Source organism: Sorangium sp. So ce362, from assembly GCF_051519845.1.
Classification (GTDB): Bacteria; Myxococcota_A; Polyangia; order Polyangiales; family Polyangiaceae; genus Sorangium.
In genome coordinates, this window is sequence record NZ_CP150332.1 from 5,417,860 (window position 1) to 5,444,338 (window position 26,479).

Consider the following 26,479-nt stretch of genomic DNA (forward strand, 5'->3'; position numbering starts at 1 on the left):
CATGACCCCCTGGCTCACGCTGGCGCTCCTCGGCGCTTATCACGGCATCAACCCGGGCATGGGCTGGCTGTTCGCGGTCGCCCTCGGCCTGCAGGAGAAGAGCAGCCGCGCGGTCCGGCGGGCGCTCGTCCCGATCGCGATCGGCCACGCCGCGTCGATCGGCCTCACGGTCGCGCTGCTCGGGCTCGGGCTCGCGAGCGTCCCCGCCGCGGCGCTCCGCTGGATCACGGCGACCGCGCTTGTCGCGTTCGGCGTGCTCAAGCTCGTGAGGCCGCGCCACCCGAGGTGGGTCGGGATGCGCGTGGGCTTCCGCGATCTGACCTGGTGGTCCTTCCTGATGGCCACCGCGCACGGCGCCGGGCTCATGCTGCTCCCGGTCTTCCTGCTCGGCGCCGACAACCCGGCTCCGTGCCATGGCGGCGGGTGTCACAACGCAGCTGGCCTGTCGCTGACGAGCCCCGCAGGCTACGTCGCCGCCGTCCTCGTGCACACCGCCGCCATGATGGCGGCGGCCGCCGCGGTCGCGCTCGTTGTCTACCACAAGCTCGGCGTCGCGATCCTCCGCACCGCCTGGTTCAACCTCGACCGCGCCTGGGCTGTCGCGCTCATCGGGGCCGGCATCCTCGCGGCCCTGCTCTGAGGGCCGCTCCGCCGTTCACCCGCCCGTCAGTTCGCCACGACGATCTGCCATCGCTGCTCCTCGCCGCCGCCGCTCCCCCGCTGCTCGATCGCGGCAGCGTCCTCGGTCGAGCCCTGGACGACCCCGATCATCTTGCCGCTGTTCTTGTTCCTGATCTGGAAATCGCCGCCGCCCAGATCGATGAACAGCCACGCCTGGTTGTCGCCGTCATGGTTCGTCCATTGCTTGAGCGCGATCCCGTCGCTCTTCGACTCGTCAGGGACGTCCAGCACCTTTCCGCTCTTGACGTTTGTCAGCCGGAAGTGACCGGAGCTGTTGTAGTTGAAGCTCCACTTCTGGTTGTCTCCTCCGTCGTCCGCGCTCTGGACCACCGCCGCCCCGTCCTCGGACGACGCGCCCACGACCTCCATCACCTTGCCGCTCTTGCTGTTCACGAGCTTGAAGTTGTTCGTCGCCCCGGTGACGCTGCCCGCCGCCGTGTCGATCGTGAGCGTGTTGTTCCAGCTCATGCTCATTGTCGTGTCCGAGGGGAACGAGATCGGCTGCCAGACATAGGTCGAGTCGTTGACCCGCCCGCTCCAGGCCCCCGCCCAGCGATCCCCCATGTACAGGTAGGCCGTCCCCGAGCTGCCCTGGACCGGGACCACGTAGGTCGACTGGGAGTGGTAGGTCGTGCCGTCGCCGACGTTGGTCATCGCCGACCAGCCCCTGTCGAGGGAGCGGGAGGTCGCGTACTTGGCCTGGTTGGGCGACCAGCCCGTGGCGCCGGAGGTCAGCAGGAAATAGATCCCCTTTCGCTTGAACAGCGCCGGCGCCTCGCGGTGTCCGCCGGGGAAGAGCACGGCGGCCAGCCGCTCGACGGACAGGTAGTCGGGGGTCAGCGCGTAGAGGTTGAGATCGTAGTTCTCGTTCGAGGCGGAGATGAAATAGCCCTTGCCGTCGTCATCGACGAAGAGCCCGCAGTCCCGGGACATGTACCCGGGCTTGTCGTGGTCGGTCACCCCGGTGCCCGCCATCGGCCGGAAGCTGCCGTGATACGTGTAGTCGCCGTCCACGGTGCTCGAGCTCGCGACCGCGGCCCGGGCCTCGCCGTAGTGCATCCCGTTCTCCCAGTGCATCCACATCACGTACTGGCCCGTGGACGCGTTGTAGACCACCTTCGGGCGCTCGATGTTGGCCGGGTCGAGGTCCTCGTCCGAGTCCATGGTCAGCACATGGTTCCTGAACTCCCAGCGCCGCAGATCGGCCGATCGATAAGCGGATACAGCATAGAACGTCCCGTCCGGGTTCCGGTTCTCGCCGAACCAGTAGTAGTAGGAACCCACCTTGATCACCCCTCCCCCGTGCGCCTGGATGGGTTTGCCCGCGGTGTCGGCCCACTGGATCCCGTTGACCAGAGGCCCCACCGCCGGAGGCAGCGCCGGGCCCCCGCCCTCGCCGGCGGCGCCGCCGTCGCCTGGCGCACCGCCGTCGCCGGGCGCACCGCCGCCCGAGGCGTTGACCCCCGAGGAGCTGCCGCCGCCGGGCGCACCGCCGCCCGAGGCGCCGACCCCCGAGGACCCGCCGTCCCCGGAGTGCGAGCTCCCAGGACGCGCTGCCGGGCCGGCATCGCAGGACGCGAGGCCGGACCCCGCGACCAGCAGGCACACCATCGGAGACAAGGAATCCAGACGCATGATGCCCTCCAGAAAGAGCACCATCTCCAGGCCTTCAACCGGGCTTGTCAAGGCCTTCCCGCGCGCCATGGCAGCGCTGGAATAATTCGCTCCCGTGCGAACTGCCTGCACCCAAGTGCTCTCGCCGCTCTTCGTGTCCGGGCCGCTGTGCCCGGCGCGGCCGAGCGCCGGGCGTACGCCGGGCCGGGCGCGACTACGTGAGATCGGGGAGCGGCCCGCTGCTGAACGCGGGGTCGCCGAAGGTCGTGTCGTCGGTCCCCATCGCGTTCGCGATCGTCAGCAGCAGGTCGTTGTGCTGGCGGGCCGCGCCGCCGTTCGCCAGGTAGTCGACGAAGCGACCGGTGCGGAAGGCCCCGCCCGCGCTGCCGGCGAGCAGGAACGGCATGTTCGTGAGCGCGTGCTGCGTCGACTCGCTGATCTCGGTGACCCACAGGACGACGGTGTTGTCGAGGAGCGTGCGATCCCCTTCCGCGTACGAGTCGAGCTTGCCGAGCAGGTAGGCGAGCTGCTCCGCGAACCACGTGTGGATCTTCGAGTACTGCGCTTTGCCCGGGGTGTCCCACTGGTGCGAGATGGCATGGTGGTTCCCACTGAGCCCGAGCCACGGGTAGAGGTGCTCGCTCTCGGCATACGACCACTGGAGCGTGACGATCCGGGTGAGGTCGCACGCGAGCGCCGCGGCCGCCATGTCCATCTGGAGCTTGCCGATGGCGGGCATGTTCGCGTCGTCCGAGAGGTTGATCCGCTCGCCAAGCGCCGGGGGCTGGCAGCTCGTGGTCGGGCCGCCGGTGCCGGTCGAAGGACCGCCGCCGGCCAGGCGCGCCTCGATGTCCTGGATCGATTGCATGTGCGCGTCGAGCTTGACGCGATCTTCCCTGCCGATGCGAGGTCGCACCTCCGCGATGTCCTCGCGGAGGAGGTCGAACACGGTTCGACGCTGCGCGCGGAGCCGATCCAGCGCATCGGAGCTGCCCTGCCCCTGCACCGACGCCCCGAAGAGCTGCTCGAAGGTATCGTAGGGATCCTCGCGAGGGGGGATCGGCTGGTCGGGCCCGCTATAGCAGAGCCGGCCGCGCACCTCGGCGTCGCGGACCTGGACGCCGAGCTCCAGGGTGCGAAACAGCGTCGAGGGCTTCAGCTTGTTCGCGATGTGCTGATCGAGCGAGATCCCCGACGACCAGCCGGCGTTGTTGGAGTTGAAGCTCCGGAAATTGCCCTTGAGCAGCGCCCGCCCCGTGAGCAGGCCGCCGATGCCCCGCGCGTGCTCGGAGCCGATGTTGGAGTTCACCACGACGTTCATGTTGATCCCGCGCAGCGGGATCAGCTTCGCCTTGAACGGCGAGAGAGGCTGCAGCAGCGGGCTCAGCGTGTAGTTGGCCCCGGGACCCGTGGGCATCCATTGCGACTCGAGCGTGCCGTTCGGCGTGTAGAACACAACGAAGCGCTTGGGCGCGGTGGTCTCGTCCCCGCGGGCCAGCTCCGAGTTGAGCAGCGGGATCGTCGCGGTCGCCGCCAGCGCGCCCTGGAGCATCCGCCGTCGAGAGATCATTCGCTGTCTCATGTCACTCCTCCTCTGCTGCGATCGCGCTGCGGAACATGAACGCGTCGGTCTGCGTCGTCTGCACGATGAGCTCCACGAGATCGCCCTCGGAGCCGTGGAACTCGGCGCGCAGCTGGCCGAGCGAGCACTCGTCGCCGACCGTCTCGAAGCGACCCGCCGTGTAGCGGAACCACTGCGTCGCGAGGCACTCGCGGACCTGGTCGCTCCCGGCGAGCTTCTCCGCCAGCTCGCGGACGCCGACGAACGGGCCATCCATGTCCTCGGACTGGAAGATCTCGCCGGAGACGTCGATGACCTGCCCGCCCTCCTCGGTGCGGTAGGCGCCGACGGAATCGAAGTTCTCGAACGCGAAGCCGATCGGATCCATCAGCTGATGGCAGCCGGCGCACGCGCCGGAGGCGTGCTGGTTGAACCGCTCGCGCGCCGTGACGCCTTGCTCGCCCGTGGGCGGCGTGAGGTCGACGTCGTTCGGGGGCGGCTTCGGCTCGGAACACATGAACTTCGACCGGATCGCCTTGCCGCGCAGGACCGGAGACGTCTGATCCGGGTGCGCATGGACGGCCAGGAACGCGGGCTGCGTGAGCACCCCGGCGCGCTGGTCGGGCGGGAGATCGACGCGCTGGGGCGTTGTCGAGCCAGGCGGGACCGACACGCCGTACAGCGCGGCGACCGACTCGGTGGCAAAGCCGACAGGCAACGTCAGCAGGCTCGACAGCTTGCGGTCCCCCGACCACAGGACGTGCTCGATGAACGCGGGCGTCTCGGCCTTCATCCCCGCGACGAGCTCGTCGTCGAAGCCGGGGAAGGCGCCCTCCTCCTTGACGAGGGTCTCGAGCTTCCCGAGATTCAGCCATTGCTTGTAAAATTCCGCGATCGCCAGGCGCGCCCGCGGGCTCTCCAGCATCTCGCGGACTCGCTCGGCGAGCTGTTCGCGGGTCTGGAGCAGGCCGGCCTCGGCGGCCTCGAGCAGCGCGTCGTCGGGGGCCGACGCCCAGACGAGGTAGGAGAGACGGGATGCCATCTCGTAGGGATCGAGGCGCACCTTCGGCGCGGCGCCGTCGAGCTCGTGGCGCAGCTCCAGGCGGAACAGGAACTTCGGCGACTGCAGCGCGGCCCGGATGACCACCTCGATCCCCTCGCGCAGCGACCCGCCCGTCCGCCCCGCCGCGTACGCGCGCATCAGCCGCTCGACGTCCTGCGGCGCGAGCGGCCGGCGGTACGCGCGGCGGCCGAAGTCCTCGACGAACTCCCGCGCGCACGCCTCCTCCGCCTCGACCTGACCGTCGACGGCAGCCGGATCGCACGGCAACAGCGTCGACAGGTCGCGCGCCACGGCCTCGGCCGCGAGCGCCTCGGCCGCCAGGAGGTACTTCTCGGCGTGCAGCGATGACACGGTGAGCACCGCCGCGTTGTTGTTGAATCCGCCGGCGATCTCGTCCGGCGGGAACTGATTGGCAGGGGTGAGCGACGTTCCGAGCAGATCTCGAACCGTGTTGTTGTATTCGAATCGCGTCAGGCGCCGCTGGGGCGCGAGGAGCCGCTCCGTGCCCCCGCACGCCTGCGGATCTCCTTGTCCGGACCCCGGGATGTCCGTCCCGGCGCCTGCCCCTCCGATCGTCCCGTCGCACCCGGCCGCGAGCGTCAGCGCGAGCGTCGCGAGGGTCACGCGACCACCTCGCCAGCGACGATATCCTAAGTCAGCCATACCGTGACCTCCTACCGTCGTGCACAACCTACGGTGCAGCTCCGTCACGCGTCAAGCGCTGTTCCCACCGACGATCGCATCGGAGGCCAGCGCCCAGGGGCGGACATCGCTTATCGTGGAACCATTAAATCGAGGACTTCATCGTTAACGAAATGGTGAGTCACTCCTGCCTTGACGCGGCGCGATTGACTGGCTGCGTCACGCCAGCAGATCGCCGATCGCCTCGTGTGAGAGATCGCGAAAATTATAGCCACGCCGAAGCCATCGTGTCTCGCCGCGCCACCGGCGCCGAACGCCGGACAACCATCTCGTTAAATGCCCGCGCTGGGGCGTCTTGATCACGAGCGCGTCAGAAATCCGCCTGCGCCACGTTGGACCGGAGGCCCCCGCTCATCCGTCGCGCTTCATCGTGGCGTGAATGAGCCCGTGCGGCTCGTCGACCGGGACGAAGATCTCGTTGTCGTTGCCGAGCCCGAAGGGCGAGAGATCGACCAGCAGGCAGTGCTTGTTCGGCAGCGAGAGGCTCAGCTCGTCGACGGCAGGGCAGGCCGCGAACACCGCCTCGCCGAGCGCGTGGAGCGTGTGCTGCACCGAGACGCTGTGTTGCTCGGCGAACGTCTCGAGCAGGGCGCGGCGGACGCGCTCCCACGTCGCCGTGGGGGCCTGGTCGCGGGCCGCCGCGCGCCATCGCGCCAGGATGAGGGTGGACAGGATGCGGTCCTCCGTCTCCTTGAGCGTTGTGTACCTGTCGCGCGGAAAGCCCGAGAACGCCGAGCCGGTGGTCTTGAGGACGAGCAGATCCGCGATGCCCGACGCGATCTCGACCGCGCCGGGAGCCGCCGTGATCTCCGCGGTCCGCCGCTCTGCCCCGGCGCGGAAGAAGGCGTGCCGGTGCGGCGCGCCGCCCGCGTCGATGCGCGACCAGACGTTCTCGGCGATCGAGACCCTCGCCCGCCGGGTATGGGCCTTTCCGAGGAAGTGCTCGGCCAGCACGACGCCGAAGTCCTCGATCGGCTCGACCGGGTGGCCCTTGGCGAGGGCGTACACGGTGTTCTTCATCGTGTCCGTGGGCAGCACCTTGCTGTTGTCGCCCCGCGTATAGGCGTCGTCGAAATCGCCCTCGAGCTCGATGTCGACGTCGATGTCGGTGAGCTCGTGCCGCCCGTCCGCGCGGCGCACCTTGACGAGCCGCACCCTCGATTTGCCGTAGCTGTTCCGCACCAAGGAGATCGACATCGTTCTTCAGCTCCCGCGCCTGGCAACGACGCTTCGTTGCGGTGCGGGAGACCGTACCTTGAAGCAGGACGCCGGCTCAAGCCCGGCGGGCAGCCCGGCGCTCGCGAGGCCCGGCCTGCCGGCGGCGCCCGTACGCCCGAACGCCCCGGGCGAGCTCGTGCGATATGGGACGTGCGCCGGCGATCCCGCGCTACAAGATAGGCACATATGGTGATCGCAGAGCGCAACAGGGCGGCGGCCGACCGGCTCACCTCGGCGCACGTCGAGCCCCCCAGCTTCGTCCGGCCCGAGGCCCCGCTCGGCCTCGTCGCGTGCGGCTACCTCGACGCGCTCCTCCAGGGGGACCAGCGGCGGGCCATGGAGGTCATCCGGGAGGCGATCGAGGCGAGCACGCCGGTCAAGGACATCTATGCTCACGTCCTGCATCCGTGCCAGTACGAGGTCGGCCGGCTCTGGCAGCTCCGTCAGCTCAGCATCGCCGAGGAGCACTACTGCACGGCGGTCACCCAGATGACCCTGAGCCAGCTCTACCCGCTCGTCTTCAACGCCGATCGCGCCGGCCGCCGGCTCGTGGCCACCGCGGTGGACGGCAACCTCCACGAGCTTGGCGCGCGCTTCGTCGCCGACTTCTTCGAGATGGCGGGGTGGGACACCTTCTATCTCGGGGCCAGCACGCCGGCCCAGGACGCGATCGACGAGGCCGTCCACCGCGCGGCCGACGTCCTCGCGGTCTCGGCCGCGCTCGACGAGCACCTCGCGCGCGTCGGCGATCTCGTCGCCGCCGCGCGCGCCGACGAGCGGTGCAGGGACATCGTCGTTCTGGTCGGCGGCCAGCCGTTCGGCGTGGACCACGACCTCTGGAGGCAGCTCGGCGCCGACGGCTCGTCGCCGACAGCGGAGGGGTCCGTCCGCGTGGCGGAGCAGCTCCTCGCCGCGCCACGGTGAGGGTCGGATTCCGATGGTACCGCGCGAGCCGCGAAGCAGAGGAGATAGCGAAGAGAGGGCGCGCGTGGCCCCGCCGGCGGGAGGGCAGCTCTGCGGCCGGACCGCAGAGCTCGCCGGCGCTTTCCTCATGGACTCGACAGCGCTGGCGGTCGGCGTCTTTTCGCCGGACGGCGCGCCGCGGTTCGCGAACCGCGGCATGCGCCGGCTGCTCGGGCACGCGGGTGAGCCGGCCCGCCTCGTCAGCCCGAGCTTCCCGCAGCTCGCCGCGGCAGGGCACGGCCGCGAGGCGCCGATCCACCGCGGCATCCTGCACTTCGGGGACCTCCGCTCGATCGCGCACAGCCTCCGGGGGGAGGTGTGGCGGCTCGGCGATGAGCTGCTGATCCTCGGCGAGTTCGACGTCGTCGAGCTCGAGCGCGTCGTCGTCGAGGTGTCCGCGCTGAACTCGAGGATCTCGAGCCTCCAGCGGCGGCTCGTCTCCGAGCAAAAGGCGCTCGAGAGGTCGCTCGCGCGGCTGCGCGCCACGCAGTCGATGCTCGTCCACTCGGAGAAGATGAACGCCCTCGGCAAGCTCGCCGCCGGCGTGGCCCACGAGATCAACAACCCTCTCGCCTTCGTCCGCAGCAACGTGCACACCCTCGGAGAGTCGCTCGGGCGGCTGTGCGCCGCCTACGCGGCGCTCGAGGAGGCCGCGCTCCGCGGGGGCCCAGGCGACGTGACGGACGTCGCCGAGGCGCTCCGGGACGACGCCGACCTCGCATTTCTGCGCGAGGACGCGGGCGATCTCGTGAAAGGCACCCTGGGCGGCCTCGCGCGCGTGCAGAAGATCGTCGCGGATCTAAGGACCTTCGCGCGGCTCGACCAGGCCGAGGTGGAGCAGTCCGACCTGAGAGAGAGCCTGGAGACCACCCTCGCGATCGCGGGCCCCGCGCTGAAGAGCGGCGGTGTACAGGTGCTGGTGGAGTGGGCCGACCTGCCGAAGGTGCGCTGCAAGCCGGCGGAGCTCAGCCAGGTGTTCCTGAACCTCCTCATCAACGCGGTCCAGGCGGTCGAGTGCCGCGGGCGGGGGAACGGTCGCATCGCGATCCGCGCGCGAGACGACGGGCGCCGGGTCGCCCTGGACTTCGAGGACAACGGCGCCGGGATGACCGATGACGTCCGCGGCAGGATCTTCGACCCGTTCTTCACGACCAAGCCCGTCGGGCAGGGCACGGGGCTCGGCCTCACCATCTCGCACAAGATCGTCGTGGATCAGCACGGGGGCACGCTCTCGGTCCGCTCGACCCCCGGGGCCGGCAGCACCTTCACGATCACGCTGCCGAAGGGGCTCGAACGGTGACGCGCGCGCCCGGCGATCGCCGCGCGCTGCTCATCGTCGACGACGAGCGCGAGACCCTGAAGGCGCTCCGCCGCGAGCTCCGGCGCGACTACGAGGTCCTCACTGCAGAGAGCGCCGAAGAGGGCCATGCGCTCCTGCGCGAGCGGCCCATCCCTGTCGTCCTCAGCGACCAGCGGATGCCGGGCATGACCGGCACGGAGCTCTACGCGGCGATCAAGGCCGAGTTTCCGGATACCGTCCGGCTCCTCATGACGGCCTATGCGGACACGAGCGCCGCGATCCAGGCCATCAACGCCGGCGGCGTGTACCGGTTCATCCCCAAGCCGTGGGATCCGCCGGCGCTCGCCGGCGTCGTGCGGGACGCGTTCGCGCTCCACGAGCGCCTCAGCGACAAAAGGCGGCTCCTCGCAAGCCTGGAGGCGAGCGCCGAGGCGCTCCGCCGGGAGAACCAGCGCCTCGCCGAGCTGAGCCAGCGGAGTCATGAGCTCGTGGGCATCGCCGCGCACGATCTGCGCAATCCGATCGCGGCGATCCAGTGGTTCTCGACGATGCAGCTCGGGAGCGCCTTCGCCGCGCGCGAGGACGCGCAGCGCCACCTCCTGAAGATCCAGGCCAACGCCGAGTTCGCGCTGCAGCTGGTCGAGGATCTGCTCGACATCACGACGCTCGAGCACGGGAACATCGCGCTTCGCCTGCAGGACGCCGACCTGCGCGGCATCATCGCGGCGGCGGCCTCCCTGAACGAGCACGGCGCCCGCCGCAAGGGGATCACGATGGCGGTCGATGTGCCCGCCGGTCTCCCGCTCATCCGCTGCGACGTCGAGCGGATCGAGCGGGTCTTGAGCAACCTGCTCAGCAACGCCTTCAAGTTCTCTCACCAGGGCACGACGGTGACGGTGCGCGCGCGGAGGCTCGGTCGGGCGGTCGAGTTGATGATCGAGGATCAGGGCCTCGGCATTCCCCCGGAGGAGATAGGCGGCGTGTTCCGCAAGTTCCAGAGGACGAGCACCCGGACGACGGGCGGGGAGAAGAGCACGGGGCTCGGCCTCTCGATCTGCAAGAGCCTCGTCGAGCGCCACGGCGGCACGATCCGCGTGGAGAGCGAGCTCGACCGGGGAACGCGGGTGTTCTTCACGCTCCCGCTGGAGGCAGAGAGGAGCAGCTGAATCGACGCAGCTTTCTTCGAGCGCGATCTCCCGTCGCCTACCATGCTCCGTCATGTGGACCGATACGCGCCTCACCCGACAGCTCGGCCTGCGTCTCCCGATCATCCAGGGCCCCTTCGGGGGCGGCCTGTCCACCACCGCCCTCGCGGCCGCCGTCTCGAACGCCGGCGGGCTCGGCTCGTTCGGGGCGCACGCCCTGACGCCATCGCAGATCGCCGACCTCGTCCCCGAGCTCCGGCGGCTCACGCCGCACCCCTTCGCGGTGAACCTCTGGGTGCCTCAGCCCGGAGAGCCCACCACCCTCGATCTGGCGGCGCTCGAGCAGCACGTGGCGCGCCTGCGCCCCATGCTGCGACAGCTCGACCTGCCCGACCCCGAGGTGCCCCGCGCGTTCGCTCCGCGCTTCGAGGAGCAGGTCGAGGCCGCGCTCGAGGCGAGACCGCAGGTCCTGAGCTTCGTCATGGGGGTTCCGCCCGGCCCGGTCATCGAGGGGGCGAAGGCGCGGGGGATCGCCGTCATCGGCACCGCCACCACGGTCGACGAGGCGATCGCGCTCGATCAGGCCGGCGTCGACCTCATCGTCGCCTCGGGCAGCGACGCGGGGGGGCACCGCGGCGCGTTCCTGCGGCCCGTGCGGGAGTCGCTGGTCGGCACGCTGTCGCTCGTCCCGCAGGTCGTGGACGCGGTGCGGGCCCCGGTGGTCGCCGCGGGCGGCATCGCCGACGGCCGCGGCGTCGCGGCGGCGCTCGCGCTCGGCGCCAGCGGGGTGCAGATCGGGACGGCCTTCCTCGCGTGCGAGGAGTCGGGGGCGAGCGCCGGCCACCGCAGCGCGCTGGCCTCGCCGCACGCGCGTACGACCGTGCTCACGCGGGTGTTCTCCGGCCGCACCGCGCGGGGCATCCCCAACGCGTTCGTCGAGGCCCTGACGCCGCACGAGCCCGAGGTGCCGGAGTATCCGGTCCAGAACTGGCTCACCCAGCCGATCCGCCGGGCCGCGGCGGCGGCGGGGCGCGAGGACTACCTGTCGCTCTGGGCCGGCCAGAGCGCCGCCCTCGCCAGGCCGCGGCCGGCGGCCGAGCTCCTGGCGGCGCTCGCCGAGCAGACCGAGCAGGTGATTCGCGGGCTCATGCAGCTTTGAGGGGGCGAGCCGGGCGGCCAGCTAGCCATTCGGCCAGCTCGCCCGTCGGTCGCCGCGGCGCTCACCCCCTCCCCTCGCCCGCGCCGCGCTTATCTTACCAGATCACCGTGTCATTGAGCGTGAGCGTCCCGCCGGACGCGGGGGTGCTCATCGTGCGATTGCCGCCGCCGGGCCGGTTCTCCCAGGTCACGGTGCCATTGGCGTTCTTGCGGTAGTACTTGTACTGCAGGGCGCTGCTGGCCGGCAGGTTGGCGCGGTTCGTCCACACCGGGTAGCTGCGCGGATCGACCGGGATGCCGAGATCGGTATTCCAGCTGCCCAGCGCCGCGGTGTTGCCGGTGACGTACACGTGCTGGCCGACCACGGTGGTCGCGGTCGCGTTGAACACGACGCCCGCCTGGCCCGACGCGGGCGGCACGACGCAGGCGTTGTAGCGGCTGCAGACCACCGACGGGATGTCGACGACCTTGCCCGCGCGGATCGACGCCAGCAGGCTGATGTACTCGCCCATCGCCCAGTTCAGGGGGCTCATCGACCTCGTCGGGGTGCCCGCCGTGGCGGTCGCCGGCTTCACCACTTGCCAGCCGGTGACGTCCGTCGTCTCGCTCCACACCTGCTCCGGGATGAAGCCCTGCGGCGTCGAGAACGCCTTCACCGCGGTCAGGAACGGATTGCCATCGCTGCCGACGCCCGTGCCGGCGATCTTGAACATGCCGCGCTCGGCGGTGAAGATGGGCCACAGCCGGCCCCGGCCGCCGGTGCCGTCGAAGTTGCTGCCGTCGTTCTTCTCGCCGTATCCATCGTAGTTGTAGCGGAACCAGGCGTCGCCCTTGCCGGCGATGTTGCGCTTCAGGATGAGGTCGTACTCCGGCAGCGTCGCGAGGATCGACGGATCGTCCGCGCGCTTCACCCCCATCCGGACGAGCTCGAGGAACCCGCCGTCGACGATGTAGCGCTGGTCGTGCGTGCCACCGCCGTTGCCGATCGTGAAGGAGATCGCCGCGTCCGGCCCGGACACCGGGTTATACACCTGCGGTCCTGTGCCGGTGTTCCCCCGCGCAGACGGGTTGATGCGGATGTAGTACTTGCCGTCGCCGTGATAGCCGGTGTTCGTGAACGTCCAGCGGTCGACGCTCTGCTGCCAGACGTCGGCGGCGGCCATGTAGCGGGCCGCGCTCGTCGTGTCGCCGTTCGCGCGCGCGATCGTGGCCGCGCAGACGAGGCCGGCGATCTCCGCGGCGATGGTCGACGGCGAGTACCCGGCGTTCTCCTCCCAGCGCTCCTGCTGGGTCCACGGGCCGGTGTTGACGATGTAGTCGGCCGTCTTCTTGATCTTCGGCCACAGCGGGTTGGACACCGACGGGCCCAGGCGCCAGGCCAGGATGATCGGCATCGCCTGCTCGTCCATCTGCGTGCCTTGCCAGTACTGCCAGCCGCTGACCCAGGCGTTCTGCGGGAAGCGGCCGACGCGGGTGTAGCCCTGCGGGCAGCTCGGCGCGTTGTACTCGGCGACGCCGCAGTCGCTCGACTGCTGGAGCGTGTTGAACAGGTAGTTGACCACCGCGGTACCGGCCGCCGTGTCTCCGGCGGTCACGAGCGCGCTGGCGAACTTGAACAGATCGCGCGGCCAGACCAGGTGGTACCCGCCGTTGTTGGCGTCGCCGTTGGTCTCGCCCCACGGCGTGCCCATCCCGGCGATCATGGCGCCGTTCGACTTGTCCTGGATCGATTTGAGCGACATCGCCGCGAGGTAATACTGGTCATCGGCGGTGCCGCCCTGGTTGTTGAGCCCGCTTGTGTAACTGTTCCACCCGCTGTCGTAGGTGGTTCGCAGGGTGGTCAGGTTGCTGCCGAGCGTCGCGTTCGCGGTGGTCGTCGCCTCGGTCTCGGTGGCGCCGAAGCCGAGCACGACGTCGAACGAGACGCTGGTGACGGCGCTCGCGCCGAGGTCGACCCAGCCCATCTGCGCCACGTTGCCGCCGCTCGCCAGGTCGTTGCGCCAGCTCATGGTCCTGTCGGCGCTGCCGCCGAGCAGGTCGGTGAAGCCGTCCGTCTCGCCGACGAAGCCGCTCGACACCATCGGCGGGCCGCCCGAGGTCAGCGTCTTCCACGCCCGCGAGATGGCCAGCGCCGAGACGCGGCTGTTCTCCGAGGCGACGAGCATCGTGCGCCCGCCCGCCGTGGCGGTCTTCGAGCTGTCGCCGGCCCCGGAGTTGTCCATCGCCGGGTTGTGGAGCAGGTAGAGGTTGAACTGGGTGACGTTCCTGCCGTTCAGCGCGTCGAACTGGACGCGCTGGATCAGCGAGCTGCGGCCGGGATCGGCGAAGATGGTCTTGGTGATCCGCCAGTTGTGGCCGCTGTTGCTGGTGACCGCCTGCCACCGCATGGATCGCTTGTCCGGCTGGGTGACGGTGTAGCTCTGCTGCTTCTCCTCGTCGACGAAGGTCTTCGCCGTATCCCCCACCAGGAACTGCAAGTCGACGGTGTTGACCGTGTCGAGCACCGGATAGAACACCTCGGACACGATGCCGCGGTGCCCGGTGAAATAGACCCGCGAGGCCGTGGTCGTCGAGGTGCCCAGGAACGACTTCTCGGCCGGCCCCCACACCGAGGCGACCCCTGAGCCCGCGGCGCCCGTCAGGGCCGCGACGCCGCGTCCGATCGGGACGGCCGACACCCCACGCGACGGCTCCTCGGCGCCGGCCACACAGCCGACGAGCCCCAGCGTCAGATGAATAATTATAGCTCCACAAGAAATCCGCTTCCGCATCACGCCATCCCCTTTCCACGCGGGCATCGCCGCGTGAAGGCCTCTCCACGGCTATCGTAAGCCAGCGACTTAATTGATATTTCCACGTGGCGCAGGCGGTCCGCGGCCCGGCCCCCCCCGGCCGCTGCTCGCTCCTGCTCCGCGTGGAACGCCGGCGAGCTTTCAGCATAGCACGCGATCTGCACGCTCTCGCGCGCCGCCATGCCGGGCTCGTGGCGAGGACAGCGACATTGCGCCTTGCGCACCGTGTCGACGCGGCGAGGCGCGTCCTGCGGCGGCGGCAGCGGCCGCGGGCGTCGCGCCGCCGGGGCGTTTGCTGGGCCTCGGTCGATCTCGGCGGCGGCCTGCTGGAAGCGCCGCCGCGAGCTCATGATCTCATGAGCCAACCGCCCTGCGCCGCGCCGCCGCATAGCGCCTGACCAGCTCGTCCGCGATGACGCCGATCAGGATGACGGCGCCGATCACAGCGAACTCGATCTGCGTCGGGACGCCCAGCATGTTGATGGCGTTGCGCAGCACCTGCATCAGCGCGGTGCCGAGGATCACCCCCAGCACCGCGCCCTCGCCTCCGCGCAGGCTGAAGCCGCCCAGCACGGCGGCGGCGATCGCGTAGAGCTCGTAGAAATTGCCGAAATCGACGGGCTGCGCCGAGTTGACCTCCAGCGCGAACAGCATGCCTCCGAAGCAGGCGAGCACCGAGCACAGCACATAGGCGAGGATCGTCATCCTGTCGGTGTCGACCCCGCTGTAGCGCGCCGCCTGCTCGTTGCGGCCGAGCGCCATCAGATAGCGGCCGTAAATGGTGCGGTTCAGGAAGATCGACGCCGCGATCGCGATCGCGAGGAACAGGAGGAACGGCATCGGGATATCGATCCACGTGATCGCCGCGAGGCGCGTCCTCGCGCCCGTGAACGGGTGCACCGCGTACGGGCTGAAGCGCCCCTCCGAGATCCACGAGAGGAACGGCACGGGGATGGAGAACGGGCTGCCGACCGACAGGTAGCGCAGCGACTCGAACCCCATGCCGAACCCCTGCGTCTGGTCGCCCGAGATCCCGCGCGCGGTGCCCCTGTAGAGCAGGAGCCCGCAGAGCGTCACGACGAACGGCTGGAGCCGGAGCTTCGTGATGAGCAGCCCGTGCGCGAGCCCGATGCAGAGCGAGATGCCGAGCAGCACGGGCACCGCCAGCGAAGGCGGCCAGTGCTGGACCGAGAGGAGCCACGGCAGCATGCAGCCGGCGAGCGCCACGACCGAGCCGATCGACAGGTCGATACCGCCCGTGATGATCACGAAGCCCGCGCCGATGCTGAGGATGCCGAACAGCGCCGTCCGCCGGATCAGGTTCTCGAGGTTCGCCGCCAGGAGGAACCTGCCGTTCATGAGCGCGGTGCCGAGCGACACGGCGAGGAGCAGCCAGAAGACGCCGAGCACCTTCCGCCGCGTGCTCGGCACGAGCGGCGCGGGCGGCGCGGGCGGCGCGGAGCCGCGCGCCCGGAGATCACGTGTCGTCGTCACAGGCATGCTCCTCTGGCCTCGGCCCCGTCTCGATGGCTCCGTGTCACGCCGCGGCGTCGCTGCCGGTCGCGAGCTGCAGGATCGCCTCCTCGCTCAGCCCGGCGCGGCCGAGCTCGCCGGCGATGCGCCCCTCGTGCATCACCAGCGCCCGATCGGACATGCCCATCACCTCTTCCATGTCGCTGGAGACGAACAGGGTGGCCATGCCGCTCGCGGCCAATCGCTCCATCAGCTGGTATATCTCGTGCTTCGCGCCGACGTCAATGCCGCGGGTCGGCTCGTCCAGGAGGAGCACGCGCGGCGACATCGACAGCCACTTTCCGATGACCACCTTCTGCTGGTTGCCGCCGGAGAGGTGCTGCGCCGGCTGCACGTCGCACGGCGTCCGCACGCCGAGCTCTCGGATCATCGCCGCCGACATCCGGCGCTCGTCCGCGCGGTCGAGGACGCCGTAGCGCTGCGCCCTCCGGAGGCTCGGCAGGCTCACGTTCGCCCGGATCGCCATCTCCAGGATGATGCCCTGTTGCTGGCGATCCTCCGGGACCAGGCCGATCCCGGCGGCGATGGCGTCGCGCGGCGTGCGCGGGGTGATCGCCCGCCCGGCCACGCGCACGGCGCCGCCGGCCGCCGGCGTGACGCCGAACAGCGTCCGGAGCAGCGACGTGCGCCCGGCGCCGAGGAGCCCCGCCACGCCGACGATCTCGCCGGCGCGCACCGTGAACGAGAGCGCGCGCTCGGGGTGCCGCGACGTCCGGAGGCCGGAGACCTCGAGCACCGGCGCGCCCGGCGGGTGCGGGACGTGCGGATAGAACTGGGAGAGATCCCGGCCCACCATCAGCCGCACGATGCGATCGTGGCTCATCTCGTCGCGCGGCAGCTCGCCCGCGTTCTCGCCGTCGCGCAGCACGAGCACGCGATCGCACAGCGCCGTCACCTCGCCGAGGCGGTGAGAGATGTACACGACGCCGATGCCGCCCGCGCGGAGCTCCCGCACCACATGGAACAGGACCTCGGCCTCGTGCGGGCACAGGCACGACGTCGGCTCATCCATGATGAGCACCCGGGCGTTCGCGGAGAGCGCCTTCGCGATCTCCACGAGGTGACGCTGCCCGAGGGACAGGCCGCCGACGAGCGCGCGCGGCGAGCACGCGAGGCCGACCCGCGCCATGATCGCCCGCGCCTCCCGCTCCATCCTGCCCTCGTCGATGAAGCCGCCCCGCCGCGGCTCCCGGCCGAGGAAGATGTTGGCCGCGATATCGAGGTTCTCCGCCAGGTTGAGCTCCTGGTGGATGAGCGCGATCCCGCGGGAGAGCGCCTCCCTCACCGAGCCGAGCGCGACCGGCCGCCCGTCGAGGCGCATCTCGCCGGCGTCGGGCGCCTCGACACCAGCGAGGATCTTCATGAGGGTGCTCTTGCCAGCGCCGTTCTCGCCGACGATGCCGAGCACCTCGCCGCGGCCGAGCGCGACGTGAACGTCGCTGAGCGCGAGCACGCCGGGGAAGCGCTTGGTCAGGCCGCGCGCCTCGAGCAGCGGTGTCGCGTCCAGGTCGGGCGAGGAGGCTTTCATTCGCTTCAGGGGTCGTCAGCCCGGGCGGCGCGCCGCGCGGCCCGCCCGAGGGCTCACTCGGTTTTGCCTGCCTTCTGCTTCAGATCCGCCCAGAACTCGCCCAGGTTGCCCTTGCGGATCTGCCGGGCCGGCAGCGAGATGAACTCGTTCGGGGGCACGACGGAGCTGTCGCCCCGCACGAGCGCCGCGAGCACGCGCACCGACTCCTTGCCGTACATGTACGGGTTCTGCACCACCGTGCCGACGACCTCGCCGTCCTGGATCGCGCGCAGCGTCGCGTCCTGCTCGTCGAAGCCGACGACCTGGATCGCGCTCATCTTCCGCGCCTGCTTGAGCGCCTCTAGCAAGGCCGGCGTGTGGTACGCGTTCAGACCGATGAGGCCGACGAGGTCCGGGTGCGCCGACATCATGTCTTCGGCGTTGCTCTTCGCCTTGGCCGCGTCGATCTGGTCCGTCACGGTCGCGATGACGGTGTACTTCGCCCCCTTCAGCTCCTGGTTCAGCGGGTCGTTCCCGGCGCTGTTGTCCGGGCGATCGAGCAGCTCGTCGAGCACGCCCTGGCGGCGCTTGCGGGCGTTGTCCCCCTCGAGCCGCCCGACGAAGATCGCCAGCTTGCCGCCGCCGGGGATCGCCTCCTTCACGAGCTGCCCCGCCATCCGGCCAGCGACGTAGTTGTCGATGCCGATGTACACGATCCGCTCGCTCTTCGGAGCGTCCGAGTCCTGCGTGATGAGCTTGGTCTTGGCGGCCGCCTTGTTGAGCAGCGGGACCTGGTTCTCCGCGTCGATGGGGCTTATCGCGATGCCGTCGACGCCGCGGATCAAGAGATCCTCGACCCGCTGCATCTGGTCGTTCACGTCGCTCGGCATCACGACGCTCACCTCGGCGTTGTACTCCTTCGCGCCGTCGATGACGCCCTTCTCGGCGATGGTCCAGAACGGGGCGACCCCGTTCGTGATGTAGGCGAGCTTCGGCTTGCCGCGTTCTGCCGGCGCGCCCGGCGCGCCGCTGCCGTTGTCGCAGCCCAGGGCCGCGAGCCCCGCCGCCACGCAGACCCCGACGATGAACCGACCGATTCTATGGACCATACGCCTCACCCCCTCCACCCGCGAGGAGCCGCCCTGTTGTTCGACGGATCCGGACGCCTCGTGCGACCGCACGGCGCACGATGAAACAGGCACCCCCCGACGGACTGGCGAGCTCATGATGCGCCATCCGCTCCAGAGCTGTCTACACGATTCGACGTAGGGACATCCGGCGAGCCCCTACACACGCGACCCCGAATGGCTCGCGCCGCCCGATCGGCCGACGGCGTAGGCGATCCCGCTCTGCAGTGTCCCGCGGATCACGATGCGCGACAGGTCGATGTCGAGCCGGATGAGCGCCTGGGCGACCTCGCCGCGGATGCCCGTCAGCACGGCCTGGGCCCCGAGCAGCCGGAGGGCGTTCGCCGCGTTGATCAGGGCGCTCGCCACGCGGTGATCGACCCCCTTGATCCCGGTGACATCGATGATGACGACGCGCGCGCTGCTCCTGGCCGCGCCGTCGAGCAGGGTTTGCAGCACGTCCTCTGAGCGCTCCTCGTCCAGCGTGCCGATGAGCGGCATGACCATGACATCGTGGGTGATGGGCACGAGCGGGGTCGACAGCTCCGAGATCTTCGCCCGCTGGAACCGGATCACCTCCTCATGCAGCTGGGCGCGGGCCTCCTCGGCGCGCTCGCGCTCGCCGAGCTCGTGCACGAGGCGCAGGTTGGTCTCCCGGAGCTCCTCGCCCTGCGCCGAGAGGCGCTCGTTCGCCTGCGAGAGCTCCTCCGTGCGCTCCCGCACCTCCCGCTCCAGCCGCTCGTTCGCCGCCCGGAGCTCGGCGCTCACGGCCGTGAGGCCGGTGTAGAGCAGCGCGTTCTCGACCGCCACCGCGGCCTGCGAGGAGAGGAGCCGCAAGAGCTCGATGCGATCGGCGGTGAACGCGTGCTCGGCGAGGTGGTTCTCCAGGTACAGCACGCCGCTCAGCCGGCCCTGGTGCAGGAGCGGCAAGCCGAGGATCGATCTCGGCCGGCGCGCGATCACGTGCGGATCGCCGGCGAGGCGCGGATCGTCCGTCGCGCGCCCGATCACGAGCGCCTCGCGCGAGCGCGCCACGTAGTGCACGACCGAGCGGGCCAGATCGAGGCGCGCCTCCAGCGGCATCGAGAGCCCGAGGCTCACCGTGTCGGGGTCGACCGAGATCATCGCCTCGACCGTCAGCACCTCGCCGCGCGACAGGATCAAGAACCCCCGGCTCGCCCCGGCGCTCTTGATCACGATGCGCAGCACCTGATCGAGCACCTTGTCCAGCACGATCTCGCGCGAGATGGCCTGTGCTGTCTCGAGGACCGTGGCGAGATCGAAGCTCTCCCCCGCGGCGAGCCCTCGCGGCGCGGTGCTCGTCGGCGAGAGCGCGAGAGGCCCGCCCTCGGCCGACGAGACGGCCGGCGCGAGCTCCTCGCGCAGCGCCTCGGCCTTCTCGCTCGCCCCCCAGCGCTCGTACAGATAGAGCGCCCTGCGCAGGAAGATGCCGGCGAACTCGGCCCTGCCCTGGGCGAGCCAGAACCTGCCGTAAAGCTCGTTGCCGAGCGCCTGGTTGTTGATGTAGTCGGCCTGCCGCGCCGCCTCGATCCCCCGCTCGTAGAGGTCCATGGCCTCGGCCCTCCGCCCCTCGACGCGGGCCTGCTCGGCGAGCAGGAGCAGGTATTTGTGAAGGACGTTGTCCGGCCCGGCGTCGGCCCACCGCTTCATCCGCACGAGGAGCCGCTCCAGGTGCTCCTCGTGCTCCCGCCGCTCGGCGCCCTCGGCGCTCTCGCACGCGGCGATCCGCATGAGCCCCGCATAGAACGTCGCCTCGGGCACCTTGGCGTGCGTGGGCAAGGCGCCCTCGATCACGGCGAGCTTCGGCATCAGATCGGCGAAGCTCGCCCTGTCGCCGAACAGATAGGCATTCCGGATCTTGGCGTAGAAGAGCCACCCCATGTGGTAGGGCGAGCCGCCGTGCCTCGCCGTGTAGGACGCCTCGTCGAACGCGCCGTCGTCGAAGCTGAGGCGGCTCTTCGTGAGCCCTTGCAGGCATTTCAGGGGCTGGATCACGCCCGCGAGGAGGATATCGATGATGTCCTGGCTCCGGGCGCGCCGCAGGAACGCGAGGTGCGTGTCGGTGAGCTGCGCGAGCTCCGCGAGGGGCATCCCGTAGGTGAGCCGGTCCGCGCCGCTCTGGCTGATCATGTAGCCCATGGCCGTCCAGTCGCCGGCCTGGAGCCCGAGATCGTAGACGCGGTCGTAATAGGGATCTGCCCTCCGCAGCGGCTGCGTCCAGCTGTGCACGTCCGCGGAGAAGATGTGGTAGGTCTTGGCCCGGAGGACGAGGTTGTCGAGCTGGTCCGCGAGCTCGATGGCCATCCGGCCGAACCGATAGGCCGTCTCGTACTCGCCGAGCAGCGGGCCCACCACCATGCCGTACGCGACGTATCCGAAGGCGGACATATCGCTGTTCCCGTGCTGCAGCGAGAGCGTCACCATCTTCACGATGGCGAGGTTCGCGAGCGTCTGATCGCTCGAGTTGTAGGCACCGAAGAACAGGTTGACGAGCAGCTCCAGCGTCACCGGGTGCTCGGGGCGCGTCGTCCTCGGGGCGTGGGCGAGCTCCTCGATGCTCCGCCCTCCGAGGAGGACCGGCACCGCCTCGAGCTCCCGCTCGAGCAGCGCGGCGACCTCGTCCCGGTCCTCGGGGATGGGGCACCCGAGGAGCCGCAGGCCGGCCTTCTGGACCAGGGTCGCCTCGTGGTTGCGCCACTGGAGCAAGTACTGGTTCGCCTGGACCAGGTGGATCGAGACCTTGTCCATCGCCGTCCGGGCGCGGGCGAGCGCCGCGGCGCAGAGCCGCTCGGCCTCCTCGAACGCGCCGCACAGCGACTCGACCTCGGCGCGCTCCCTGTGGAGCGCGAGGGCGAGCTCGTAGTGCTCGTCGAAGCCGCCGCGGGGCAGAAACCCCATGCCCGCGCGGAAATAGCCGGCGGCGGCCTCGTAGGCGGTGGCCGCCTTGGCCCTCCTGCCGGCGGCGAGGTTCAGCTCGGCGGCCGTGGCCTGCTCCGCGGGGGAGGTCACGATGGGCGCCGCGATGTTGACGTGGTTGACGATGTCGAAGAGCGCCTCCTCCCGCGCGGCGCCCTCGCTGCTCGCGAGCATGAGCCGCCCGATCCTGAGGTGGACCTCTCTCCTGTGATCCTCGCCGAGGAGCGAGTATGCCGCCTGCTGGACGCGATCGTGCAAGAAGCGGTAGCTGACCCGCCAGTCGACGCCGGTCTGCGCCTCGCCGTCGGTCGCGTGCGCGAGGCGGTAGTCGGCGTCGACGGGCGCGATCAGGCCCTCTTGCAGGATCCTCCACAGCGCCGACACGGTCTCGTGCGGCGGCCGCTCGCTGATGACCGCGAGCGTGCGCAGGTCGAACTCGTGCCCGATGCACGCCGCGAGCCGGAGGACGCGCACGAGCTCGGGATCGAGCTCCTCGATCTTGCGCGCCATGAACTCGACGACGTTGTCGGTGACCGTGCGCCGCCGGATGCCGTCGAGCTCCCAGGTCCAGGCGCCCGCGTGGAAGCGGAGCAGGCCCTCGGCGTGGAGCGAGACCAGGAACTGCCGCACGAAGAACGGGTTGCTCTGGGTCCGGTCGAACACCACGCGGGCGAGCGGCTCGACCTCGGCGCGGGACGCGGAGAGCGCGTCCGAGAGCAGGTCGGCCACGTCGGCGAGGGCGAGCGGCTCGAGCCTGAGCTCGCGGAGCGGCGCGCCCGCCTTCTCGATCTCGCCGAGCGCGACGCGGAGCGGGTGAGCCGCGTACACCTCGTTGTCGCGGAAGGCGCCGATCACGAGCAGGTGGCCGCGCTCCGGATCCGCGGCGAGGACCTGGAGCAGCTTGAGCGAGGCGGGGTCGGCCCACTGCAGGTCGTCCAGGAAGAGGACGAGGGGGTGCTCGGCGGTCGCGAAGACGCGGACGAACGCCTTGAAGATCGCGTGGAAGCGGCCCTGCGACTCCGCCGGCGCGAGCTGCTGGACCGGGGGCTGCGGGCCGACGATCCACTCGAGCTCCGGGATCAGGTCGACGAGGAGCTGCCCGCTCGTGCCGAGCGCGCGACCGAGCTCGGCGCTCCAGCGCGCGAGCTGCTCCGGCCGCTCGGTGAGGATGTGCCGGACGAGCTCGCGCAACGCCCGCGCGAGCGAGGTGTACGGCGCGCCGCGGTTCAGCTGGTCGAACTTGCCCGCGGTGAAATAGCCCCCTCGCTGGGCGATGGCCCTGTGCATCTCGTTCACGAGGGCCGACTTGCCCATGCCCGAGTACCCCGACACGAGGAGGAGCTCGCCCTCCCCGCCTGCGGCGCGCTCGAAGGCGGCGAGCAGCGCGCGCTCCTCCTCGGCGCGGCCGTAGAGCTTCTGCGGGATGCGCAGCGTGTCCGGGATGTCGCGCTCGCCGAGCGCGAAGGGCGCCACCGCGCCGGAGGTCGAGAGCTGGCGGAGGCACGCGTCGATGTCGGCGAACAGGCCGAAGGCGCTCTGGTACCGGTCCTCCGCGTTCTTGGCGAGGAGCTTCATCACGATCCGCGACACCGCCTCGGGCATGTCCGGAACCCGCTCGGGCGGGGGCACGGGCGTCCGCGCGATGTGGCCGTGGATGAGATCCATCGGATCGCTCTCGCTGAACGGCAGGACGCCGGTGAGCATCTGGTAGAGGGTCACGCCGAACGAGTAGAGGTCGGTGCGGCGGTCGATCACGCGGTTCATCCGGCCGGTCTGCTCGGGCGACATGTACGCGAGGGTCCCCTCGAGCGCCTCGGGGCTCACCGCCTGCTGCGTCTCCTGCGGGAGCAGCGTGGCGATGCCGAAGCCGACGAAGTGGACATCGAGCGTGTCCGGATCGACCAGGAGGTTGTGCGGCTTGACGTCCTTGTGAATCACCTTGCGGCGGTGGATCTCGTCGAGGATCCGGGCCGCCGAGCGGGCGATCGTCAGGGCCGCCTTGAGCTCCAGCCGTCCGGCGCGCAGGAGGTCGTGGAGCGTCGTCCTGCTCGGCATCTCGAGCACGAGGGCGAGGCCGTTCTTGTGCTTCTCGATCCCGTACGCCTTGACGACGCCCTCGACGTCGAGCTCGCACAGGACGTTGTACTCGTGCCGGAGCGCCGCGAGCTCGCGCGAGCTCGGGAACTCGCTCTTCAGTACCTTGAAGACAGCAGGCTTGCGCTGGTCGCCCCAGGTGCCTTCGAACACCTCGATGCTCGAGTCGCTGTAAATCTGCTGGCTCACAGTACAGGTTGCGGAGAGCATCTCACCTCGCCACGGCGCTGGACCTCCGGCCGACACTGCCGCTCACGCCGAGCAGACACGACGGACGGTGGTCTTGCAGGATCGCACCGTGGGCGGATTCTGTCTAGACCGCTGGTCCGCGGCTCCCCATCGAACTGTGGGCGTCCATTCGTATCTCGTCGAGATTTTGCGGTCCTTGTGTCCCAGCTCTCTTATTCGAACCGGGCTCGGCAGTCGTGCCCGGCGACGGGCGCGCCGCGGGAGCTGCGCGCCGCCGCGTCCCTGTCGCGGCGCGCTATGCGCTGTGGGCTATCTCGCGGGGGACAGGAGGCGAGCGATCCACCTTGCGACGCTACGCCGACGTCCTGCTCCCCTTCCAGAGCGCGGTCCAGAAGCGGCCCGTCTTCACCGCGGCCTCCGGGGCGGGCTCGAGCGCGGCGTCCACGGCGGGCTTGTCCTTGTGCGCCTGGGCTTCGAGGAACGTGATCAGCCGCTCTCGGAGGGGATAGTACATCGGGTCCTCCAGCACCGCCTGACGGTCCCTCGGGTGCGGGAACGGCACCTCCAGGATCTCGCCCACGCGCGCCCCCGGGCCGTTCGTCATCATCGCGATGCGGTCCGACAGGAACAGGGCCTCGTCCACGTCGTGCGTGACCATCAGCGCCGTCTTCTGGTCCTCTGCCCACAGGTTCATGAGCACCTCCTGGAGCTCGAACCGGGTGAGCGAGTCGAGCATGCCAAAGGGCTCGTCGAGCAAGAGCATCTTGGGCGACAGGGCGAAGGCGCGCGCCAGCCCGACGCGCTGCTGCATCCCGGAGGACAGCTCGCGCGGCTTCCTGTGCATCGACTCCTCGAGCCCGACCAGATCGAGGTAGTGCGTCGCGATCTCGATGCAGTCCTTCTTGCTCTTCTGCCGGTGGACCTGCTCCACCCCGAGCAGGACGTTCTCGAGCGCCGTCATCCAGTGCAGCAGGCAGGGCGACTGGAACACGACCCCGCGGTCCGGGCCGGGGCCGTGGATCTGCCTGCCCGCGAGGACGATGCCGCCGCTCGTGATCTCGCTCAGGCCCGCGACCATCGACAGCACGGTGGACTTGCCGCAGCCGGAGTGGCCGATGAGCGACAGGAACTCTCCCCTCTTCAGGTTCAGGTCGAAGTTCCGGACGACGATCGCAGGCCCCTTCGGGGTGGGAAACGTCTTTGTGACATTCCAGATCTCGAGATACTTCTTCATGCGACTGCCTCCGCCTCCCGCGCTGCGCCGGACACGCCCTTGCCCGCCATCGGCCCGGCGCCCGGGCCGAGCAGGTAGTTGATGACGGCGCCGCGGATCTCCTTGAAGCGCGGATCGTGGTTCATGGCCCTGCGATCCCGCGGGCGCTCGAGATCGACGATCACCCCGGGACCGAGCGTGGCGCCCGGGCCCTTGCTGAGCGGGACGATCCGGTCGGCGAGGAGGATGCCCTCGTCGACGTCGTTGGTGATGAGGAGCACGGTCTTCCGGGTCGCCCGCCAGATCCGCGCGATCTCGTCCTGCAGCGTCGCGCGCGTGAGCGCGTCGAGCGCGCCGAGCGGCTCGTCCATCAGGAGGACCTCCGGTTCCATGGCGAGCGCCCGCGCCACCGAGACCCGCTGGCGCATGCCGCCGGAGAGCTGCGCCGGCTTCTTGTCGCGGGCCGGGGTGAGCTTCACCATGGCGATGGTTCGTTCGGTGTGCTCCCGCTTCTTCTCCGCGGGCCAGGACGAGAAGATCTGGTCCACGGCGAGATGGATGTTCTCGTAGACGGAGAGCCAGGGCAGGAGTGAGTAGTTCTGGAAGATGACGCCGCGGTCGGGCCCCGGCCCCTCGACCGCCTTCCCGTTCAGCGTCACCACCCCGGTATCCGGCTGCAGGAGCCCGGCGATGAGCGACATGAGGGTCGTCTTCCCGGCCCCCGAGTAGCCGACAACGGCGACGAACTCGCCCTTCTCGATCTCCAGGTCGATGTCCCTGAGCACCTCGGCGCGGGTGGCCCCGGCGCCGTAGCTCTTCCCGACGTTGCGCAGCTCGAGGAGCGCCATGGCCGTCACCCTCCCGCCAGCTTGAGCCTGCGCTCGACGAGGCTCATGAGCGCGTCCAGCAGGAAGCCCACGAGCCCGATGGTGATGATGCACAGGATGATGTGCTCGTAGATGAGGCTGTTGTACTCCTGCCAGAGGAAGCCGCCGACCCCGGGCGAGCCGGTCAGCATCTCCACGGCGACGATGACCAGCCAGGCGATGCCGAGGCTGAGCCGGAAGCCCGTGAACATGTACGGCAGCGCGGCGGGGAGCTGCACCTTGATCAGCGTCTTCATGCGCGAGAGCCGGAGCACCCGGGCGACGTTCATGTAATCCTGCGGGATCGACCGCACCCCGAGCGCTGTGTTCAGGACCGTCGGCCACATCGAGCACATGGCGATGGTGAAGACGCCGGCCGGGTCCGGCTTCTGGAAGAGCACGAGCCCGAGCGGGAGCCACGCGAGCGGGGAGACCCGGCGGAGGATCTGGATGATCGGATCGAAGCTCGTCCTGAACAGCTTCGAGGCGCCGAGGAAGAAGCCGATGGGGATCCCGAGCAGGATCGCCAGGGTGTAGCCCTTCGCGACCCGCTGGAGCGAGTACCACGTGAAGCGGAGGATGCCCTGGTCGAGCTCTCCCCGCTTCTCGAACGGCTCGAAGATGTAAGGCTTGCTCACCTCCCACGTCTTGAGCGGAGAGGGCAGCGCCTGGGTCCACAGGCTGCTCGCGATGGCCCATAGCCCGATCACGCACGCCACCCCGACGAGGGGCAGGATCAACTTGTCGACTCGAATCCTCGGAGAGATCGCTTTCGCCTCGCTCATGCAGCACTCCTCCGCCGCCGCCGCGCTTTCC

17 protein-coding genes are annotated in these 26,479 nt (G+C 69.9%); 5 read left to right on the forward strand and 12 right to left on the reverse strand.

Annotated features, from left to right (window positions below; genetic code table 11):
• Position 1 precedes the first annotated feature (1 nt).
• Positions 2-640, forward strand: coding sequence for a hypothetical protein (locus WMF17_RS21075; protein WP_437650906.1), 639 nt, complete (start codon positions 2-4; stop codon positions 638-640).
• 26 nt (positions 641-666) lie between these two features.
• Here WMF17_RS21075 and WMF17_RS21080 read toward each other — a convergent pair whose 3' ends face one another.
• From WMF17_RS21080 to pucL, 4 genes are all read right to left on the reverse strand, one after another.
• A complete protein-coding gene (locus WMF17_RS21080) occupies positions 667-2,316 on the reverse strand; it encodes an RICIN domain-containing protein (RefSeq protein WP_437603877.1) in 1,650 nt (549 codons plus the stop codon).
• A gap of 193 nt (positions 2,317-2,509) precedes the next feature.
• Positions 2,510-3,877 carry a DUF1552 domain-containing protein gene (locus WMF17_RS21085; protein ID WP_437603878.1) on the reverse strand — a complete coding sequence of 456 codons (1,368 nt, stop codon included), beginning with the start codon at positions 3,875-3,877 and terminating at the stop codon, positions 2,510-2,512.
• A gap of 1 nt (position 3,878) precedes the next feature.
• Entirely contained in the window at positions 3,879-5,582 is a 1,704-nt protein-coding gene (locus WMF17_RS21090) for a DUF1592 domain-containing protein (protein WP_437603879.1), read from the reverse strand.
• 390 nt (positions 5,583-5,972) lie between these two features.
• Positions 5,973-6,818 carry a factor-independent urate hydroxylase gene (pucL, locus tag WMF17_RS21095; protein ID WP_437603880.1) on the reverse strand — a complete coding sequence of 282 codons (846 nt, stop codon included), beginning with the start codon at positions 6,816-6,818 and terminating at the stop codon, positions 5,973-5,975.
• A gap of 207 nt (positions 6,819-7,025) precedes the next feature.
• On the opposite strand from pucL, the gene WMF17_RS21100 reads away from it, so the two are divergent.
• The 4 genes from WMF17_RS21100 to WMF17_RS21115 all read left to right on the forward strand — a co-directional run bounded on the left by WMF17_RS21100 (position 7,026) and on the right by WMF17_RS21115 (position 11,406).
• On the forward strand, positions 7,026-7,763 hold the full coding sequence (locus tag WMF17_RS21100) for a cobalamin B12-binding domain-containing protein (protein WP_437650908.1): 738 nt from the start codon (positions 7,026-7,028) through the stop codon (positions 7,761-7,763).
• A 127-nt stretch (positions 7,764-7,890) separates the two neighbouring features.
• Positions 7,891-9,102, forward strand: a complete 1,212-nt coding sequence (locus WMF17_RS21105; protein ID WP_437650910.1) for a sensor histidine kinase — start codon at positions 7,891-7,893, stop codon at positions 9,100-9,102.
• Positions 9,099-10,268 carry an ATP-binding protein gene (locus WMF17_RS21110; RefSeq protein WP_437650911.1) on the forward strand — a complete coding sequence of 390 codons (1,170 nt, stop codon included), beginning with the start codon at positions 9,099-9,101 and terminating at the stop codon, positions 10,266-10,268. Before WMF17_RS21105 ends, WMF17_RS21110 begins: the two co-directional genes overlap by 4 nt.
• 52 nt (positions 10,269-10,320) lie before the next feature.
• Positions 10,321-11,406 (forward strand): NAD(P)H-dependent flavin oxidoreductase, encoded by a 1,086-nt coding sequence (locus tag WMF17_RS21115; protein WP_437650913.1) that lies wholly within the window; start codon positions 10,321-10,323, stop codon positions 11,404-11,406.
• Between the two features lie 94 nt (positions 11,407-11,500).
• Here WMF17_RS21115 and WMF17_RS21120 read toward each other — a convergent pair whose 3' ends face one another.
• From WMF17_RS21120 to ntrB, 8 genes are all read right to left on the reverse strand, one after another.
• A complete protein-coding gene (locus tag WMF17_RS21120; RefSeq protein WP_437650915.1) occupies positions 11,501-14,176 on the reverse strand; it encodes a glycoside hydrolase family 15 protein in 2,676 nt (891 codons plus the stop codon).
• A gap of 375 nt (positions 14,177-14,551) precedes the next feature.
• On the reverse strand, positions 14,552-15,697 hold the full coding sequence (locus WMF17_RS21125) for an ABC transporter permease (protein WP_437650917.1): 1,146 nt from the start codon (positions 15,695-15,697) through the stop codon (positions 14,552-14,554).
• Between the two features lie 37 nt (positions 15,698-15,734).
• A complete protein-coding gene (locus WMF17_RS21130; RefSeq protein WP_437650919.1) occupies positions 15,735-17,258 on the reverse strand; it encodes a sugar ABC transporter ATP-binding protein in 1,524 nt (507 codons plus the stop codon).
• Between the two features lie 53 nt (positions 17,259-17,311).
• The gene (locus WMF17_RS21135) at positions 17,312-18,346 is read right to left on the reverse strand and encodes a sugar-binding protein (protein ID WP_437603888.1); all 1,035 of its coding nucleotides are present in this window, start codon (positions 18,344-18,346) and stop codon (positions 17,312-17,314) included.
• 177 nt (positions 18,347-18,523) lie between these two features.
• The gene (locus WMF17_RS21140) at positions 18,524-23,584 is read right to left on the reverse strand and encodes an AAA family ATPase (protein ID WP_437650921.1); all 5,061 of its coding nucleotides are present in this window, start codon (positions 23,582-23,584) and stop codon (positions 18,524-18,526) included.
• Positions 23,585-23,936: 352 nt separating this feature from the next.
• The gene (locus tag WMF17_RS21145) at positions 23,937-24,818 is read right to left on the reverse strand and encodes an ABC transporter ATP-binding protein (RefSeq protein ID WP_437650923.1); all 882 of its coding nucleotides are present in this window, start codon (positions 24,816-24,818) and stop codon (positions 23,937-23,939) included.
• A complete protein-coding gene (locus tag WMF17_RS21150) occupies positions 24,815-25,645 on the reverse strand; it encodes an ABC transporter ATP-binding protein (RefSeq protein WP_437650925.1) in 831 nt (276 codons plus the stop codon). The genes WMF17_RS21145 and WMF17_RS21150 overlap by 4 nt, the downstream gene beginning before the upstream one ends.
• A gap of 5 nt (positions 25,646-25,650) precedes the next feature.
• Positions 25,651-26,448: a nitrate ABC transporter permease gene (gene ntrB / locus WMF17_RS21155; protein ID WP_437603892.1), complete on the reverse strand. Its 798-nt coding sequence runs from the start codon at positions 26,446-26,448 to the stop codon at positions 25,651-25,653.
• Positions 26,449-26,479 lie beyond the last annotated feature (31 nt).